This window comes from Paenibacillus sp. J22P218, from assembly GCF_056269195.1.
In genome coordinates this window covers 1-18,446 of the sequence record NZ_JBWDNL010000003.1, presented here as the reverse complement: position 1 = coordinate 18,446, position 18,446 = coordinate 1, and the positions used below count along the sequence as shown (strand labels likewise).

The 18,446-nt window shown below is 51.6% G+C and carries 19 protein-coding genes; 15 read left to right on the top strand and 4 right to left on the bottom strand.

Annotation, left to right across the window (positions count from 1 at the left end; genetic code table 11):
• Positions 1–9: 9 nt before the first annotated feature.
• The 7 genes from AC0YN0_RS14785 (at position 10) to folE (ending at position 4,293) form a co-directional block, all read left to right on the top strand.
• On the top strand, positions 10–432 hold the full coding sequence (locus AC0YN0_RS14785; protein WP_337104390.1) for a GNAT family N-acetyltransferase: 423 nt from the start codon (positions 10–12) through the stop codon (positions 430–432).
• Positions 433–543: 111 nt separating this feature from the next.
• Complete coding sequence (locus tag AC0YN0_RS14780; RefSeq protein ID WP_442050714.1) at positions 544–1,098, top strand: DUF402 domain-containing protein; 555 nt, start codon at positions 544–546, stop codon at positions 1,096–1,098.
• Positions 1,098–1,682 carry a signal peptidase I gene (gene lepB / locus AC0YN0_RS14775; RefSeq protein ID WP_475821932.1) on the top strand — a complete coding sequence of 195 codons (585 nt, stop codon included), beginning with the start codon at positions 1,098–1,100 and terminating at the stop codon, positions 1,680–1,682. Before AC0YN0_RS14780 ends, lepB begins: the two co-directional genes overlap by 1 nt.
• Positions 1,683–1,721: 39 nt before the next feature.
• Positions 1,722–2,156 carry a ribonuclease HI gene (rnhA, locus tag AC0YN0_RS14770; RefSeq protein WP_337104393.1) on the top strand — a complete coding sequence of 145 codons (435 nt, stop codon included), beginning with the start codon at positions 1,722–1,724 and terminating at the stop codon, positions 2,154–2,156.
• Positions 2,157–2,159: 3 nt separating this feature from the next.
• Positions 2,160–3,317 (top strand): tRNA epoxyqueuosine(34) reductase QueG, encoded by a 1,158-nt coding sequence (gene queG, locus AC0YN0_RS14765; RefSeq protein WP_475821931.1) that lies wholly within the window; start codon positions 2,160–2,162, stop codon positions 3,315–3,317.
• Between the two features lie 110 nt (positions 3,318–3,427).
• Positions 3,428–3,646, top strand: a complete 219-nt coding sequence (locus tag AC0YN0_RS14760) for a YneF family protein (protein ID WP_337104395.1) — start codon at positions 3,428–3,430, stop codon at positions 3,644–3,646.
• A 53-nt stretch (positions 3,647–3,699) separates the two neighbouring features.
• Entirely contained in the window at positions 3,700–4,293 is a 594-nt protein-coding gene (gene folE, locus AC0YN0_RS14755) for a GTP cyclohydrolase I FolE (protein ID WP_475821930.1), read from the top strand.
• A 66-nt stretch (positions 4,294–4,359) separates the two neighbouring features.
• On the opposite strand, the gene AC0YN0_RS14750 is transcribed toward folE, so the two are convergent.
• A complete protein-coding gene (locus AC0YN0_RS14750; RefSeq protein ID WP_475821929.1) occupies positions 4,360–5,436 on the bottom strand; it encodes a Fe-Mn family superoxide dismutase in 1,077 nt (358 codons plus the stop codon).
• A gap of 101 nt (positions 5,437–5,537) precedes the next feature.
• On the bottom strand, positions 5,538–6,614 hold the full coding sequence (locus AC0YN0_RS14745) for an alpha/beta hydrolase (RefSeq protein ID WP_475821928.1): 1,077 nt from the start codon (positions 6,612–6,614) through the stop codon (positions 5,538–5,540).
• Between the two features lie 273 nt (positions 6,615–6,887).
• Between AC0YN0_RS14745 and AC0YN0_RS14740 the strand changes: the two genes are divergently transcribed.
• Positions 6,888–7,631 carry an IclR family transcriptional regulator gene (locus tag AC0YN0_RS14740; protein WP_337104399.1) on the top strand — a complete coding sequence of 248 codons (744 nt, stop codon included), beginning with the start codon at positions 6,888–6,890 and terminating at the stop codon, positions 7,629–7,631.
• Positions 7,632–7,835: 204 nt separating this feature from the next.
• Here AC0YN0_RS14740 and acnA read toward each other — a convergent pair whose 3' ends face one another.
• Entirely contained in the window at positions 7,836–10,547 is a 2,712-nt protein-coding gene (gene acnA, locus AC0YN0_RS14735) for an aconitate hydratase AcnA (RefSeq protein WP_475821927.1), read from the bottom strand.
• Positions 10,548–10,774: 227 nt separating this feature from the next.
• Between acnA and AC0YN0_RS14730 the strand changes: the two genes are divergently transcribed.
• The 7 genes from AC0YN0_RS14730 (at position 10,775) to AC0YN0_RS14700 (ending at position 17,880) form a co-directional block, all read left to right on the top strand.
• Positions 10,775–12,073, top strand: coding sequence for an amidase domain-containing protein (locus tag AC0YN0_RS14730; protein ID WP_475821926.1), 1,299 nt, complete (start codon positions 10,775–10,777; stop codon positions 12,071–12,073).
• Positions 12,074–12,112: 39 nt separating this feature from the next.
• Positions 12,113–13,222: a D-alanine--D-alanine ligase gene (locus tag AC0YN0_RS14725; protein ID WP_475821925.1), complete on the top strand. Its 1,110-nt coding sequence runs from the start codon at positions 12,113–12,115 to the stop codon at positions 13,220–13,222.
• 100 nt (positions 13,223–13,322) lie between these two features.
• Complete coding sequence (locus tag AC0YN0_RS14720; protein ID WP_337104403.1) at positions 13,323–13,640, top strand: hypothetical protein; 318 nt, start codon at positions 13,323–13,325, stop codon at positions 13,638–13,640.
• Positions 13,641–13,643: 3 nt separating this feature from the next.
• Positions 13,644–14,663 (top strand): UV DNA damage repair endonuclease UvsE, encoded by a 1,020-nt coding sequence (gene uvsE / locus AC0YN0_RS14715; protein WP_475821924.1) that lies wholly within the window; start codon positions 13,644–13,646, stop codon positions 14,661–14,663.
• An 82-nt stretch (positions 14,664–14,745) separates the two neighbouring features.
• A complete protein-coding gene (locus AC0YN0_RS14710) occupies positions 14,746–15,567 on the top strand; it encodes a sulfite exporter TauE/SafE family protein (RefSeq protein ID WP_475821923.1) in 822 nt (273 codons plus the stop codon).
• Positions 15,568–15,688: 121 nt separating this feature from the next.
• Positions 15,689–16,543 carry an inositol monophosphatase family protein gene (locus tag AC0YN0_RS14705; protein WP_475821922.1) on the top strand — a complete coding sequence of 285 codons (855 nt, stop codon included), beginning with the start codon at positions 15,689–15,691 and terminating at the stop codon, positions 16,541–16,543.
• Positions 16,544–16,710: 167 nt separating this feature from the next.
• Positions 16,711–17,880, top strand: coding sequence for a PQQ-dependent sugar dehydrogenase (locus tag AC0YN0_RS14700; RefSeq protein ID WP_475821921.1), 1,170 nt, complete (start codon positions 16,711–16,713; stop codon positions 17,878–17,880).
• Positions 17,881–18,146: 266 nt separating this feature from the next.
• Here AC0YN0_RS14700 and AC0YN0_RS14695 read toward each other — a convergent pair.
• On the bottom strand, positions 18,147–18,446 hold a 300-nt coding region (locus tag AC0YN0_RS14695), incomplete at its 5' end, for a hypothetical protein (protein WP_475821920.1).

The window sequence follows — 18,446 nt, the reverse complement described above, 5'->3', positions numbered from 1 at the left end:
GTTAATTTAATGAACGTACGTTCCTTCCAGTTGTCCGATTACAGACCGATTACAGCTCTTCTCGAAGAAGTGTTAACCGAAGAGTGTTACGAACAAACGATGGAAGCTTTTGCACGTCAATTGTCATGGGATAGCGATTTGGTTCTTGTCGCTGTCGAAGATTCCGAGCTTGTTGGAATGATTATCGGAACGATCGATAATAACAAAGGTTATTATTATCGAATCGCCGTATCGCCACAACATCAACGGAAAGGAATAGGCAAGTCGCTTATTCAGGGGCTGCGTCAGCGCTTCGAGCAGCGTCATGTTACAAAGATACTTATTACCGCGGACGAGCACAACGAGCCGGTATTGCCGTTATATGAGTCCATGGGCTACGCGTCCAACGACTTTTTCCGGTCTTTCCAGAAGCTGAGCATCGTAACGGGTTAAACGCGGATTTTCTGCAATTATAATTTGTGCAGGGGCATATCTGCATCGCCATTGCTTTTGGCGGTGAGATATGCTTTTCTTATTACTATAGACATGTGTGAGGAGAACGGTATGGTACGATACATGCACTGTGTTATCAAGAGCTTCAAGCATAACGGTCACATCCATCGTACATGGCAGCGCAATTGGCTCGTTCCCAGTGAGCTGCTTGTTCCGGAGCATCGAGAAGAGTCCATGATCGTTCTAATTAATCGACAGACGCCGATACAGGAATCGGACGGCAAGCAATGGATCAGCCGTGTTCCTGCCGTATCCTTCTTCATACCTGGCATTTGGTTCAATGTCGTAGCCCTTATTGAGGAAAACGGCATACGTTACTATTGCAATATCGCTTCTCCTCCTTATTTGCAAGGGGACGTGCTGACCTATATCGATTATGACCTTGATGTTATTCGTACGACGGACGGCGGATGTTTTGTCGTCGATCAGGATGAGTACGAGCTTCATAGCCATATGTATCACTACCCGCAGATGGTGGATGACAAAGTCCAAGAAGGGCTGGCGGCTTTGCTGTTAAGAATAGAAAGCGGACAAGCGCCTTTTCAAGATGAGCATGTTACAGCCTACTACGAGGCGTGGCTTCAGGCAAACGGCGAGGTGGAATAATGACTTTGGCAGAATCGGAAACGGCTTCATCCCCCAATAAACCTAATGAAAATAACCGCACTTGGCGCTCTGAGGCTTGGGATTGGCTCAGGACGCTTATTGTTGCATTCGTGGTTGTCCTTATTGTACATTTTTTTGTATTCAATTTATCTACGGTAGAAGGCCATTCCATGGAGCCGACGCTGCTTGATGATGAGTGGCTGTTCGTGAACAAGTTCGTGTATTTGGTCGGCAAGCCGAAAGCGGGAGACGTCGTTATATTGAAGGAACCCGATGACGGAAGCGGGGAGAAGAAGTTTCTCGTGAAGCGTGTCATCGGCGTTCCTGGCGATCGGATCGAGATCTATGACAATCAGCTGTACCGCAATGGCGAGCTCGTCATAGAAGATTATATCGACACTTCTATTGAAGGCATGAATTATGGACCAAGCGTCGTAGAGGAAGGACGATACTTCGTGATGGGAGACAATCGTCATCTGCAAGCGAGCTTGGACAGCCGAATTTTCGGCACGGTGCCGCGCAGTCTGATTAAAGGCAGGGCGGATTATATATTATGGCCTTATAACAAAATACACGGATTGTAGTTTATTCCACTCGTTTAGAAGTTGGGAGGTAGAACATTAATGAAAGAAGTTATGATCTATACGGACGGAGCTTGCTCCGGTAATCCTGGACCCGGCGGCTGGGGCGCTGTGCTCTTCTACGGATCGAAGCAGAAGGAAATATCCGGCGGCGAGAAGCATACGACCAATAACCGTATGGAAATTCAGGCGGTTATCGAAGGGTTGCGCCTGCTCAAGGAGCCTTGCTCCGTCAAGGTGTACAGCGATTCGGCTTATGTCGTCAATTGCTTTCAGAAAGGCTGGATACACGGCTGGCTTCGCAACGGGTGGAAAAACAGCAAGAAGGATCCGGTGGAAAATCAGGAACTTTGGAAAGCGTTATGGGAGCTTATGAAGATGCATACCGTTGAATACGTCAAAGTAAAGGGCCATAGCGACAATGAATGGAACAATCGCTGCGACGAGCTTGCGCGCGAAGCGATCCGCAGGCTGTAAGCGATGACTGACCGCTACAGGAAGCTGAAAGAAGAGATGAAGGCTGCGGCGGCCGAGCTTGGCATCGATAAGATCGGAGTCGCCTCGGCTGACCCTTTCACCGAGATGAAACAAATATTAATCCGTCATCGCGAGCTTGGCAGGGAATCCGGCTTCGAGGAGAAGGATCTCGATAAGCGCACGAATCCGGCGTTGTTGTTCGACAATCCGCAATCGATCATCGCGATCGCGGTTGCTTATCCTTCGAAGATGGACAATCCTCCGAAGTCCGAGCGCGGCGCTCGTCGCGGCATTATGTCCCGTTCCTCTTGGGGCGAGGACTACCACCGCGTATTGCGCGACCGACTGGCGCGGCTGGAGGCTTGGCTTCGCGAGCGTGTTCCTGATCTGCGGGTTGAGAGCATGATCGATACGGGCGAGCTCGTCGATCGTGCGGTAGCTGAGCGCGCCGGCCTTGGCTGGAGCGCCAAAAACTGCGCGGTCATTACGCCGGAGTGGGGCTCATGGGTGTATCTCGGCGAGATGATAACGAATATCCCGCTGCCGCCGGACGAGCAAATGACCGATCAGTGCGGTTCCTGCACGATCTGCATCGATGCTTGTCCTACGGATGCGCTGGTTGGACCGGGACAGCTTGATTCGAACAAGTGTATTTCCTTTATTACGCAGACGAAAGGGTTCGTAGAAGAGCCGATCATGCGCAAGATCGGGAATCGGATTTATGGCTGCGATACATGCCAAACGGTATGCCCGATCAATAAGGGGAAGAACTGGACGCATCAGCCGGAGCTGCAGCCTGATCCCGAGCTCGTTATGCCGCTCCTGGAGCCGCTTTTGTCGATGAGCAACAAAGAGTTCCAAGAACGTTATTCTCGCAGTTCCTCTGCGTGGCGGGGGAAGAAGCCGATCCAACGCAATGCCGTCATAGCGCTTGGCAATTACAAGGAAGCGTCTGCCGTACCGGAGCTAGTGAAGGTACTGGAGTCGGATCCGAGGCCGGTGCTTCGCGGAACGTCGGCATGGGCGCTAGGCCGAATCGGCGGTACGGTTGCCGAAGAGGCGCTTCATGCAGCTTATGCCAAGGAGAGCGACGAGGAGGCTAAGGCCTATATGGCGAGGGCGATCGACGCTGTTGGGTCTAGCAGCAAATCTATAGATTGAGATGATTGCTTGTTCAAGCTGTTCCATCCTGATTGCGAACGAAGGATGAACATGCTATCATGAATGCAATTATTACAGCAAGAGATAGAGAGGGTTGGGTGAATTTTTTTATGTGGTTAAACATTGTACTTCCTATCGTGACATTAGTGGTCGGCGCAGTTGGCGGCTTTTTCATCGGCGTATTCTATTTGCGCAAGCAGCTCGAGAAGATGCAGAACGACCCTGAGATGATACAGAAGATGGCTAAGCAAATGGGCTATAACTTGAATAAGCAACAAATGAATCGCGCTCAAAACATGATGAAAAATCAAAAGTTCCCTCGTAAATAAAGGCGCTTGTTAGGTTGTAAACAGTTGTTATGATCCGGAAGGAGTGACCCTACGTGGCGGGTAAGAAAGATTACGTCAATACAAAGGTAACGAGCAACCGGGAGCAAATCGAATACCACGTCAGAGAGATATTAAAGCTGGTAGGCGAGGACGTGGAACGCGAGGGACTTCTAGAAACACCTGCACGCGTCACTCGGATGTATGAGGAAATATTCGCAGGCTACGAGGTTGACCCTCGCGAAGTGCTTGGCGTAACGTTCGATGAGCAGCATGAAGAGCTCGTCATCGTGAAGGATATTGTGTACTACAGCCAGTGTGAGCACCATATGGCGCCTTTCTTCGGTAAAGCGCATATCGGGTATATCCCTAGCGGCAAGATCGCGGGGCTCAGCAAGCTCGCGCGCCTGGTCGAGGCTGTTACGCGCAGATTGCAGGTGCAGGAGCGTATTACTTCGCAGATCGCCGATATTCTCGAGGAGGAGCTATCGCCGCATGGCGTCATGGTTGTTGTCGAGGGCGAGCATCTGTGCATGTGCGCACGCGGCGTGAAGAAGCCGGGCAGCAAGACCGTCACCTCGGCGGTACGCGGAGAATTCCGAAGCAGCTCCGCGCTGCGCTCGGAGTTTCTTGCATTGCTGAAGCAATAGAATAATGAATAAAGGCTGATCGTTCTCTTAACAGAGAGCTGTCAGCCTTTTGTTATTGCTATGGCATTAGTAGGGCTGCCAGACGAGCTGGCGCGCTTCCTCGAAGCGTTTGTTCACATTCGGCCAATGAACGACGCTCCACCAGTCCTTAATGTAGTCAGCCCGCTTGTTCTGATGCTTCAAATAATAAGCATGCTCCCATACGTCGAGCGGCAGCAATGGAATTGCGTCCCACTGCGATAAGTTCTGATGCTTCTCGGCTGTTAAGATTTCAAGCCGTCTGCTGCGCGGACTCCAGACGAGGATCGCCCAGCCGCTGCCTTCGACCTTGGCAGCCGCTTCGCTGAACTGCTTCTTGAAGGCGGCATAGCTGCCGAAATCGTTCGCGATCTGCGTAGAGATCGGTCCGACGGCATCGCCCCCGCCGTGTGGCGACATCACGCTCCAAAACAACGTATGAAGATAATGTCCTGCTCCATTGAAGGCAAGCTCGCGTTCCCAGTGCTTGACCAGGTCGAAGTTGCCGGTTTCGCGCGCGTTTTGAAGCTGCTTCTCGGCTTTATTGAGTCCGTCGACATAGGATAGGTGATGAATGTCATGGTGTATTTGCATCGTCTGCTCATCGATATAAGGCTCTAAGGCATCATAATCATAGGGAAGCGGAGGCAGTGTATGTCCGCCAATGGGTACTTGGGCAATCGGTGCTCGCTGCTCGCGATTGCCTGGACTGTTCGCGGCTTGCCTGTATGCGCCGACCAGTCCCCGATAATAGTTGGTCTCGCGGATGGAATGGGCAATAATTGTCCGGGTACTTTGCGGCACATTGCTGGACAGCAGCATCTCGAGCTGCTCGACATAGCGATGGGATTGTTCGAGCGCGGTATCGATAAGCGATTCGACGGTAAGCTCGGCCTGCTCAGGAAGGCGGGCAGGGTAAGGAAGCCATGATTCCAGCCATTGATTGGCGTAATGCACCGTTCCGGCAAATACGGGCTCCCATGATTGCAGCAAGCCCGCATATTGATGGTCCAGTGACGGCGCGCTTTGCAGGATGACGGCGTTGTGCTCTTTCTCTTGCATTTTCCAGTGACGGACAAGTTCCATTGCTCTTACAGGCATTAGTTTGCCATAAATAAAAAGCACGGCCATCGCCTCCTATATGCTGCAACTATGGAATGCATCTAAGGTAGATGTATTCGTCGCATAAAGGGGTTATGTCGTGCTTGCATAGGTTTAATGTTAGGTTAGGAAGCTTTGTCGGCTTGCAATTGACCGTCGACTTGACTTAGGAAAAGCGCAGCCCGTTGGATGTATTCGCGCGGATGGACCTGGAACAGCATTTCATGCTGGCCGTCAGGCACGATCCAGGAACGGGAGAGCGGATTGCCTTGTACGGATGCGACAACCTCGGCCGTCTCGTAATCAGCCTTCACATCGTTGGTGCCATGAATCACGTAGATTGGCATCCCGTAATCATTCGACATCACTTCTTCGGCGGGGATGGAACCAAAGTTCGAACCCGTCCACAGCGGGATTAATGATTCGATGAGCGGCAATGAAGGGAAGCGTGGCAGCTCTACGAATTGATTCAAATTATCGAACAAAGCCTCAGGGCTTGGGATGAACATGCTGTCGAGAATCATCGCATCAATCTCGTCGGTCTGCAGAGCAGTCTGAAGCGCCGTACCCGCGCCCATCGAGAAGCCCCATACGACGATGTCTTCCGCACCGCGCGACTTCGCATAATCGATGGCTGCGAGCAGCTGCTGAGATTCCTCAAGGCCGCCTGTGGCCGGCGCTTTGTATTCCTTGGAAGCATAGCCATAGTCGAATAGCAACACGTTGTAGCCTAAGCCGTTCAGCAGCTTCGAGAGATCATACATGGGAACCCATGTCTCTTCGCGATTAGCTCCGTAACCGTGGCTGAATACGACGGTTCTTGTGGAAGCCGCTTCAGATGCGTCAGCAGCAGCGAGCTCTGATCCGCCAGCGGGGACGAACCAGCCGCTAACGGTTGTCTGTCCGCTATGACTTGGAAATACGACATCCTCATATTCAAGGCCAATGGCCGCTTTCGGATTGGATGTGAGCGGTGCAACGTATGGATAGGCGAGCATCCAAGCAACATAACCATGAAAGATAACGATCGCAAGCAAGCACATGGCCGTGACGGAGGCGAGGGAGGCTACGACCAGATGCTTGACACGGCTCTTTGCTTTCTTCTTGGCAAATAGCTGATCAGGGTCGATGAAAGGGAACGGCTGCAAGCTGCCCGGGAATCCGGATTCAAGCGGCCGTGATGTCATGGTAGTTATGCTCATATCGTCATCCTCCTTCAATGTTGCTTCCAGATGCGTCGTAGTAGTAGGGAGAGAAGCGGTCGATAAACGTTCAATGAATGTAAGCGTTATTTTTCTAGTACTTTTATCGTAGTCCTACGCTAGTAGCCTGTCAATTGATGTCGATAAGATGTTAATGCTTTGTAATATAGCTGTAACGTAGAGACTTTCCTTTACGGCTCGAGAGCCAATAGGGTATACTAAAATGAGAATGAGTTTCATTGAATGAAACATGGGGCAGGGAGGATGGGCGGCATGGAGGAAGGCAAGTCGACTGTACGCGCGGTAGATCGTGCGCTTGATATTTTACTCTGCTTTACGACGAAGACGGATTGGGCGATGACGGAAATCGCCGAGCATATCGGGCTGCATAAGAGTACGGTGCACCGCATGCTTGCCACACTGGAGGAGAAGGGTTTCCTGGAGCGTGATCGGGCGACGGAACGCTATCATCTAGGTCTTAAGGTATGGGAGCTGTCCGCTAACTTATCCCGATCGGACGATCAAGCGACGATATGGCTGCCGGAGATGGTGCGGCTGCGCGACAGGTTAGGCGAGACGGTCAGCATTTATGTTAGGGACGGATCGGAGCGTATACGAATTCAAGCGGTACAGAGCAATCAGCCCGTTCGGCGGGTAGCGCCGGTGGGCGCACGGCTGCCGCTATATGCGGGAGCATCGAGCAAAGTGCTTATTGCTTATGCCGAGCCTCACGTCCAGCAGGAACTGTTCGTTGATCCTGCATGGCTGTACGCCATTGACCTGGATCAGTATAAGCAGCAATTAGACGAGATTGTAGCCCAAGGTTATGCAACGAGCTTCGAGGAGCGCGAACCGGGCGCTGCGGCGTTGTCAGCGCCTATTCTAACACGCTCGGGCAAGCTGGTAGCGGCATTATCGGTATCAGGGCCTGCAAGCCGTCTAACGATGGATACGATGCGGAGCTACGCGCCCGTTATGATAGAATCAGCCAAGCGGCTGGGGATGATGATTGTATAAAATAGAAACAAAAAAACAGGCCCTCGAGGAAATCCTCGAGGGCCTGTTACATTTAATCATATTACCACATTAGAGAGTAAAACATTCAATGCTAATGAATGCGGACTTTCTGATTGGCGATAAAAACTTCTTTGCTTCCGAAGCGAGTTTGCTACGCAAACTTGTAGGTCGCTCATCCTCGAATTACTTCGATTGAAGTTTTTCTCACATGTTAGCGATCATTTGACGAAGCACCGTTTGCAGGATGCCGCCGTTGCGGTAGTAGTCTACGTCAACGAGGGAGTCCAGACGAACGATTGCTGGGAATTCGAACGTTGTGCCGTCTTCGCGAGTAGCGGTAACGGTAACGGAATCGCCCGGTTGAACGTCGTTGCTGAGGCCAGTAATGTCGAATGTCTCCGTACCAGTGATGCCAAGCGTTTTCCAGCTTTGGCCTTCTTGGAATTGAAGCGGAAGCACGCCCATGCCGACAAGGTTGGAACGGTGAATACGCTCGAAGCTTTCCGTAATAACGGCTTTGACGCCTAGCAGGTACGTACCTTTGGCAGCCCAGTCACGCGAGCTTCCTGTTCCGTACTCTTTACCGGCGATAACGACAAGGTTTTTGCCGCTGTCTTGGTATTTCATCGATGCGTCGTAGATGGACATGACTTCGCCGCTTGGCAAGTAAGTCGTTACGCCGCCCTCAGTACCAGGAGCAACTTGGTTGCGAATACGAATGTTCGCGAACGTACCGCGCATCATCACTTCGTGGTTACCGCGACGGGAACCGTACGAGTTGAAGTCTTTGCGATCTACGCCGTTGTCGATCAAGTATTTGCCGCCTGGGCTGTTAACCGTAATGTTGCCGGCAGGGGAGATATGGTCAGTCGTAACTGAATCGCCCATAAGCGCAAGAACGCTAGCCGAAGGAATATCGGCAATATCGGAAAGCGCGTCGCCGATGCTTTCGAAGAACGGCGGGTTTTGGATGTACGTCGATTTTTCGTCCCACTCGTAGCTTTCGCCTTCTGGTACGGAAATCGCGTTCCAACGCTCGTTTTGCGTAAATACGTTCTCGTATTTGTCGCGGAACATTTGCGGGTTCAACGATGCTGCAACCGCGTCTTTAATTTCTTGGTTAGTAGGCCAGATATCTTTCAGGTATACCGGTTGACCGTCTTGGTCGTAGCCGATTGCATCATTGGAAAGGTCGATGTTAACCGTACCAGCGATTGCATAAGCAACAACGAGCGGCGGCGATGCCAGGTAGTTCGCTTTAACCTGAGCGTGAACGCGGCCTTCGAAGTTACGGTTACCGGACAATACAGCCGCTACCGTCATATCGTTGTCAGCGATCGCTTTGCTTACTTCGTCCGGCAATGGACCGGAGTTACCGATACAAGTTGCGCAGCCGTAGCCTGCAACGTGGAAGCCAAGCGCTTCAAGCGATTCGATCAGGTTTGCTTTTTTCAAATATTCCGTAACGACGAGCGAGCCCGGCGTCAGGGAGCTTTTCACGTAAGCCGGTTTCTTAAGACCGCGCTCTACTGCTTTCTTAGCAACGAGGCCTGCAGCAAGCATTACGCTTGGGTTGGATGTGTTCGTGCAGCTTGTGATAGCTGCGATCGCAACAGCGCCCGTACCCATTTTGGAAACTTGGCCGTCATTATGGTTAACGGTTACGACTTGCTCGATTTTCTCGTCGCTCAGGCCGTATCCGCCTTTGTCGATTGGCGTGCGGATGATGCTGTTGAACGATTCTTTCATCGATGTCAGCTCTACACGGTCTTGCGGACGCTTAGGTCCAGCAAGCGATGGAACGATTGTCGATAGGTCAAGCTCAATAACGTCAGTGAAGACAGGGTCTGGCGTTTCGTCCGTACGGAACATGCTTTGCGCTTTGTAGTAAGCTTCAACAAGCTCGATTTGCTCTTCTTGACGGCCAGTTTGACGCATGAACGAAAGCGTCTCGCTGTCGACAGGGAAGAAACCGATTGTTGCGCCGTACTCAGGAGCCATGTTGGCAACCGTTGCGCGGTCAGCAAGGCTGATGTTGGACAAGCCAGGTCCGAAGAACTCGACGAATTTGCCGACAACGCCTTTTTTACGAAGAATTTGTGTAACCGTCAGCGCAAGGTCAGTTGCTGTAGAACCTTCTGCCAAGCTGCCTGTCAATTTGAAGCCGATAACTTCCGGCATTACGAAGTAAAGCGGTTGTCCGAGCATGCCTGCTTCCGCTTCGATACCGCCAACGCCCCAGCCTACTACGCCAAGACCGTTGATCATCGTAGTGTGTGAGTCCGTACCTACAAGGGAATCAGGGTAAACGACTGTTTCTCCGTCGACTGTTTTCGTTGCGGCAACGGATGCCAAGTACTCAAGGTTAACTTGGTGAACGATACCTGTGCCCGGAGGCACTGCGCGGAAGTTATCGAACGCCGTTTGTGCCCAGCGAAGGAAACGGTAACGTTCTTCGTTACGCTCGAATTCAACTTTCGTGTTGTATTCAAGAGCTTCGGGGCTGCCGAATGCGTCAACCATGATCGAGTGGTCGATTACGAGATCGACAGGAACGAGCGGGTTGATTTTCTTAGGATCTCCGCCTGCTTTTTTGACGGTGTCGCGCATTGCCGCAAGGTCAACGACAACCGGTACGCCGGTGAAATCTTGCAGTACGATACGAGCAGGGATGAAAGGAATTTCTTTGTCCTCGCGTCCGTCAGCCCAAGTTGCTAGCTGCTTTACGTGCTCAGGTGTAATTGCGCGTCCGTCGAATTGGCGAACGGCTGCTTCAAGCAATACTTTGATCGAGAAAGGCAGTTTTGAAATGTCGCCAAGGCCTTGCTCTTGTAGTCCGTCGATACGATAGTAAGCATACGACTTGCCGCCAGCGTCAAGCGTAGTGCGGACGGAGTATTGATTTTGTTTAGACATCGTCATTCTCCTTTGTGTAAATGTCGTCCTTGTTTCACTGTATGAAACAGGATTTCAAATTCCTTATAGCTATAGTATAGCGCTAAAATGACCCCTGCGTAAAGTCCAATTATGTCCTTGTGGACACACGGAAGGGGCTGAAAATACGTTTCACGCGATGTTACATGAATTGTCGTATCGTTTCATATAATTAATCAGTTATTCTGTGTCATGCAGGAGGGATAGCGATGTCGCGAACAGGTCAAAGGCCGCCAGCAAATCAAAGTTATAAACGAAATCAAGCGCCCCCGCAGCAGGGAAGCTCCCCGCGCCAGCCGGCTGTTAAGCTGAAGGCTAATGCCGGACTGCAGCAACGGGCAGCGGAGGAGCCGCGGCAGCATATGGCGGCCAATCAGCCCGGTCCACAGTCTCAGGCAAGCGCTAATCAGTCAAGCAAGCAACCAAAGCTTACGTCTCTCCTGCGTTCATCGGATTATGGACAGCACCGGCAGCAAGGAGAGGCGGAAGGGTGGAAATCAGCCGTTCATCGTTACATTAGTTTGTACAATCAGGCCGAGACGGAACAGCATGCCCAAGTGCTGTCCGACTTTGTTACGGACGCAGAGCATTGCGAACGTCTTCGCTGCCGTCTTGAGCGATTGCGCGAGCGCGAGCTGCTGCGCGGCGTCCTGCCAGCCGGTAGCGAGACGAAGGCCGAGCTTGTCCGCGTTAACGAGTCTCCAAACGAAGTGTCGGTGCTCATTAAGCTTCATATAAGAAGAAGAATGGAGCAGCATGGCCGCTTCTATATGGAGGAGAGGTCCGAATACGAGCGGCTATGGCTGTGTCCCGCGGGCAAAAGCTGGGATGTTATGCGCGTCGAGCCGATCATATCCGAACGCAGGCCGCGATATGGAGCATCAGCCGACAACTGGATGACAGTAGATGATTATACGTTCTCCGAAGGCGAGCGCGCTACGCCCTCGATGCCATACTTAAATTATGACCTATTCCCGCAATTCAAACACCGTCAGCCGGGTATTCCGTACAGGAGAGATTTGGTTGCGGCTTATGCCGACCGATGGTGGAACGAAGGCAATCCCGCCTATGAGCTGTTTGAGGTAAATTGCACGAATTACGTATCCCAATGCGTCTTTGCAGGTAATGCCCCAATGAACTATACTGGTAAAAGAGAAAGCGGCTGGTGGTATAAAGGTAGAAATAAAGGTCAGGAAAATTGGAGCTTCAGCTGGGCCGTATCCAATGCTTTAACTCATTATTTGGGTGGAAAGCGGGCATCAGGCTTACGCGCAGAAACCGTGTTATCGGCCGACGAGCTGCAGCTGGGCGATATTATTACGTATGATTGGAATGGGGATAACCGCTTCCAGCATAGTACAATCGTGACCGCGTTCGATGCCGCGGGGATGCCGCTCGTTAACGCGAATACCGTAGCCAGCCGGCATCGTTATTGGGATTATCGCGATTCTTATGCATGGACGGAACAGACGAGATATCGTTTTTTTCATATTGCCGACCTTATGTAAGAATTGTAATGTAAATTTATTCGTACCGGAGGATGTGCCATGGGAAGCAAAGTTCGAGTTGGTCTTGTATACGGGGGGAAATCGGGAGAGCATGAGGTCTCTCTGCAAACGGCGTTTGCCGTTATGGGCGAGTTCGACTACAACAAATACGCTATCAAACCTTTTTATATTACGAAGCAAGGCGAGTGGAAGACAGGACCGGTGCTTGAAGGTCGTCCAGCAAGCGTGGAGGAACTGCGTTACGAGTCCAGTGAGCCTGCGAATACAGGAGCGGCGCTTGCGCCGCTGTTCGCGGGTATAGGCGGTTCCGGCGCGAGCGGCGAGCAGCAGATCGACGTCGTATTTCCGCTGCTGCACGGCACGTTCGGCGAAGACGGCACGATCCAAGGTTTATTCGAGATGGCCAACATTCCATATGTAGGTGCCGGCGTTCTCGCATCTGCCGTTGGCATGGACAAGATTATCATGAAAAAAGTGTTCGCCCAAGAGGGCTTGCCGCAATGTGTGTACCGGTACTTTAACCGTACGCAATGGCAGAAGGACTCCTCCTATTTCATTATGGAATGTGAAGTGTCGCTCGGGTATCCATGCTTCGTTAAACCAGCCAACCTTGGCTCCAGCGTAGGCGTATCGAAAGCGAGAAACCGCGAGGAGCTGATCGCTGCCGTTAATTACGCGCTCCGTTTCGACCGCAAGGTTATCGTCGAGGAGTTCGTCGATGCGCGCGAGATCGAGGTCAGCGTGCTTGGCAACGACGAGGCGAAAGCATCGCTGCCAGGTGAGATTGCTCCGTCCAATGAGTTTTACGATTATAAAGCCAAATATATCGACGGCAAATCCACCATGCAAATCCCGGCGAACATTCCTGCCGAGACGACGGAAGCGATCCGCGAGATGGCTGTTCGCGCCTTCCAAGCGATCGACGGCTCCGGCTTGTCCCGGGTTGACTTCTTCTTGCGGAAGTCGGATGGTCAGCTGCTAATTAATGAAGTGAATACATTGCCTGGTTTCACGCCATTCAGCATGTATCCGCTCATGTGGAAGGAAACGGGCCTTCCGTACAAGCAGCTTCTAGACAATCTGATAGACCTCGCGATGGCTCGTTACAACGACAAGCAAGCAATCGATTTCTCCGGCGACGCGATTTAAGGTTAGATCAATCGTCAAAAGGCTCATTCAACGTCATTTCGTAGAACGAATGAGCCTTAGCCGGCCTAATAACGGATTTTCGAGGAGGGAGGTTGTTACCATGGGATTTTCAACCGAATTTAATTCCGTATGCAAATTCAAGTCCGAGCAAGAGCTTTATGAATTGTTGGAGTATGGTAGGGGCAAAATGGTTAAGAGCGGATTTCGCGTCTTTCCGACGGGCCAGAAGGTTATTGCCTACACGCCTGGCAACGAAGCGATTGCGATTGTCCGCATCTTGGCTTCTATCGCTGAAATTAACTTTCAAGGCGAAGAAGTAACCGAAGTGGAGATGGAGCTTGTGAGAAAGCTGACCGAGGAAGAGTCGCGCATACAGACTGCGCTGGCTTATGAAATGTTTTTTGGAGATCGCAAATAGCCGATGATCGTCAGATTCGGTTTTGTCGCAATGAGCCTGACGCTTGAGAACGCATCTCCCTCGAAAACAATGACATACAAAAGCTTCTCCAAGCTCGATGACCGCGAAGCCGCTATACGCAAGCTGGAGCGGATCGCCGAGGAGAACCTGGGCAATACGCTGCGCATATTAAGGCATTGCCGGGCGAGCGATATTCAAATGTACCGTTTCTCGTCCAAGCTCATTCCGCTTGCGACCCATGGGGAGCTTGCGGATTGGAATCCGTTCGAGACTTTAACACCGTCGTTCCGAGAGCTAGGCGATTTCGTTAAGCGAAATAACATACGCGTGTCGTTCCATCCCGACCATTTCTGCGTGTTCAGCACGCCTCGCGAGGAAGTGCTTGCGAACTCGATCATCGACTTGGACAACCATGTGCGGATGCTTGAGGCGATGGGATTGGATGAAGCGGCCAAATGCAATATACATATGGGCGGAGCATACGGAGACAAGGCAACGTCCAGCCAGCGGTTTATTACTCAATTCGGGTCGCTTGAGCCGCGATGCCTGCACCGTGTGACGCTAGAGAACGACGATAAGACGTTTAACGTTGCGGAGACGCTAAGTGCCGCTGAGAAGGTCGGGGTACCGATGGTACTCGACATTCATCATCATGCCGTGAATCCGGGCGATATAACGGAGGACGAGTTATGCGGCGAACTATGGCCGCGCATCGTGCAGACTTGGCAGCGAGAACGCGATCGGTTAGGCATCGCTTCCGCTCGGGAGCTGCCGCCTAAGATTCATGCATCCAGCCCGAAGAGTGAATCGGACCCGAGAGGTCATGCCGACTTCGTCGAACCGCTTCCGCTGCTTCATTTCTTGCGTAAGGCTGCGTCAGCAACCGAATACCTGGATTGCATGCTGGAGGCTAAAAGCAAGGACGAAGCTTTATTTAAACTGATGGACGAGCTCCGTAAGCTGGAGGAGCAAGGAGAAGGCGTGAAGGTCATCGACGATGCAAGCGTCGAGATCCTCATCTGATAGATGGTCAACAGCACCGCCTGGGACATGCCTTGGCGGTGCTGTTCTGAACGTTGTTCACAACTAGAGAGTGGTGATTATCATGTTAAGCTGGCTGCTGCTAGTCGTGCTCGGCGCGGTTGCCGCTATATTCGGAAGCATCGTCGGTCTTGGCGGAGGCATCATTATCGTGCCCGCGCTTATGCTGCTCGGTCCCGTTCTGACGGGCGGAGAGATCGGACACGAGACGGCCGTAGGTACGTCGTTAACGGTGTTGGTCGTAACGGCGCTTGCTTCCACGTTATCCTATGCCAAGCGCAAAATCGTCGATTTCAAGAGCGCGTGGCTCTTTTTCATAACGAGTGGTCCAGCCGCTATGGCGGGTTCTGCTTTGACGGGATTGCTGAAGGACGGTGTGTTCCAGCTCGTGTTTGGTGTTTTTATGCTGCTCATGGCGGGTCTGCTCATTGCCCGAGATTATATGAAACCGTTTACTCGTGAATGGCCTATCCATCGAAGCTTCACGGATGCCTCCGGTGAGACGCACAGCTATGGTTACGCCATTGCCCCGGCGCTCCTTATCGGCTTTGGCGTAGGCTTAATATCCGGGTTGTTCGGCATTGGCGGAGGGTCTTTATTCGTACCGCTTATGGTACTGCTATTCCGTTTCCCCCCTCATGTGGCGACGGCAACGTCGATGTTCGTCATATTCCTGTCCTCCATCCTAGGCAGCGGCATGCATGCCTTTCTTGGCGAGACGAATTGGCTGTTCGTGCTGGCGCTTGTCCCCGGCGCATGGATCGGAGGCAAAGCCGGCGCATACATCGCGATGCGCTTGAGCGGCAAGGGTCTCATGTGGCTGCTGCGGGTTACGTTGTTGCTGCTTGCGGGACAGTTGATTTTTGAGGGCATAAGGGCGTTGTGACCGCGACAGTTCCATTTTTTTTGCGAAACTTGCCTACCTAGTAATACGTATGTAAAGCAATACATTGTTTGAAATGGATTTACTTCAACAAAAAATCATGTACAGAAACGAGTGATGGACCGTGAGCGATCAGCTTAATGCTTCCGTCGTTGGTGGCAAAAGCTTTACCGCTGTTGCTATCAATTGCGCCTCGAAAGCAGGCGAATGGATTAAGACAAAGCTTGGCAATCATGCAAGCCTTGATATAAAGTACTCTTCCCACGATCTTGTAACGGAGGTCGACAAGGGCTCCGAACGTCTGATCAAAAATTTGGTTTTGACCCATTTTCCGCATCATTCCTTCCTAGGAGAAGAAGGTGTAGAGCCTGGGCCGGAAGCATCCGCAAGAGCGCTGGAAGATAAGATCGATGCCGAATACCTATGGATCGTTGATCCAATCGATGGCACGACGAACTTCGTACACGGCTTTCCTTTCTTCTGCGTATCGATTGCTCTCGCGTATAAGGGCGAGGTTATCGTCGGCGTTGTGTACGATCCGGTGAAGGATGAGCTGTTTGTCGCTGAGAAAGGCAAGGGAGCTTACGTGCACGGCAAACGAATGAGCGTATCTAGCGAGGAAACGCTGCGCGGAAGTCTTGTTGCAACGGGATTGCCAGCCGATCATCAATATGCGCTTCCTGTCAATTTGCGAGGAATTGCCGCGGTAGCGCCGCAGGTGCGGAATCTTCGGATTGCCGGCTCGGCCGCGCTTCATATGGCGTACGTTGCAGCAGGCCGTCTAAGCGGCTTTTGGGAGATTGGACTTAACAGCTGGGACTTGGCAGCAGGCTCGCTTCTCATCCAAGAATCCGGCGGCATCGTAACCGATACCAACGGCAAGCCGTACGATCTGAGCGTACGCAATGTGATGGCCTCGAATGGCCGTATTCAAGACGAGTTAGTCGCGGCGCTGGCAGCAGCGAATGCGAACGAATAGCGATTTTAGAAGAAGGACAGCATGCCTCACGAGAGAGAGCGCAAATGGCTGTCCTTTTTTGCATAGAGAGAGCGTGAGCGTCTTGTGATTGGTTTCCGATAGAATGTGTCTATAATGCTAGATAAAGAGAGTTGATCGTATCTACTAGTGAACGAGAAAGGATGATCATGATGAATCAAGCACGTCTTGTCAGTTTGGCGGCAGCTGTTGCCGTATTTACTCTCCTGATTGCAGCCTGCGACAAAAACGAAGCGGAGAAAGCGGGCGTTGCTACAGAAGCACCTACAGCAACCCCCACGGCGGCTGTGACTACTGGCGTTGAGCCATCGCCGTCAATAGTGCCTTCTGATAAGCCTGAATCGAACGAGCCATACACGGTGCTAGCTGAGAACCTCAACATTCCATGGGTCATCGAATTTGATGGAGATACGGTATATATCAGCGAGCGGGAAGGAGCGATCGTCAAGCTGGAGGGCGGCGCCATGGAGCGCCAATCCGTTCAATTGAACAAAAGCGTAAGACATAGGGGAGAAGGCGGCTTTCTCGGCTTACTGCTGTCGCCTCACTTCCATGCATCGAAGCTTGCTTACGCCTACCATACCTATGAGGAGCAGGGAGCTCTAATGAACCGTATCGTCCTTATTAAGCAGGAGGGAGAGAAGTGGACTGAAGTTCGCGCACTGCTTGAGGGGATCCCAGGGGCGTCTAACCATGACGGAGGAAGAATGGCGATTGGGCCGGATGGGATGTTGTACGTAACAACGGGCGATGCGCAGCAGCCGCAACTGGCGCAAGATCGAAGCAGTCTGGCTGGTAAAATATTAAGGCTGACGCTTGATGGCAAAGTGCCTGCTGACAATCCTTTCGCGAATTCGTATGTATATTCCTATGGACATCGGAATCCGCAAGGACTTGCATGGGACGATAAGGGCGTCCTGTTCAATACGGAACACGGCCCTTCCGGCGACCCGGGCGGACATGACGAAGTGAACCGCATCGAGGCAGGCGGCAACTACGGATGGCCGACTGTGTACGGCGACGATAATCGCAAAGGGATGATCGCTCCGCTTTATCATACCGGGGAAGAGGCCATTGCGCCGTCTGGCGTTGTGATGGATGTGAGTAATCGTCTGTTGATCGCTACGCTTAGAGGTGAAGCGCTCTATCGCTATGATACGGTTGCAGGCAAAATGGAGAAGGTGTTCACTGGCGAGGGAAGGCTGCGCGATGTGAAAATTCATGATGGCCGTATTTATGTGATCACGAATAATACAGACGGCAGAGGCATTCCATCCAATACGGATGACAGGCTGTTAATGATTAATAATGTGAAGTAGGGATATGGAGGAATAGAGCTAGAAATCAGCTCTATTCCGCCAAATGAGGAGTGTTAAGGACGGATAGGGATAGAAAGTAAACTTATTCGTCAGGGTGAGTGCTGGAAATGTAGCGTCAGGCGGAAAGTTGAACAGAATAGAGCTAGAAAACAGCTCTATTCCGCCAATTGAGATGTGATAAGGACGGATAGAGATAGAAAGTATATCTATTCGTCAGGGTGAGTGCTGAAAATGTAGCGTCAGGCGGAAAGTTGAACAGAATAGAGCTAGAAATCAGCTCTATTCCGCCAATTGAGGAGTGTTAAGGACGGATAGGGATAGAAAGTAAACTTATTCGTCAGGGTGAGTGCTGGAAATGTAGCGTCAGGCGGATAGTTGAACAGAATAGAGCTAGAAATCAGCTCTATTCCGCCAATTGAGATGTGATAAGGACGGATAGAGATAGAAAGTATATCTGGACCTCTGTCAATAAAGTGGACACCCCTTAATGCACCTAACTTGCTCGTTTGTAATACATCGATTCGAATTGATTCGGTGACAAATACCCTAAAGTACCATGAATTCGC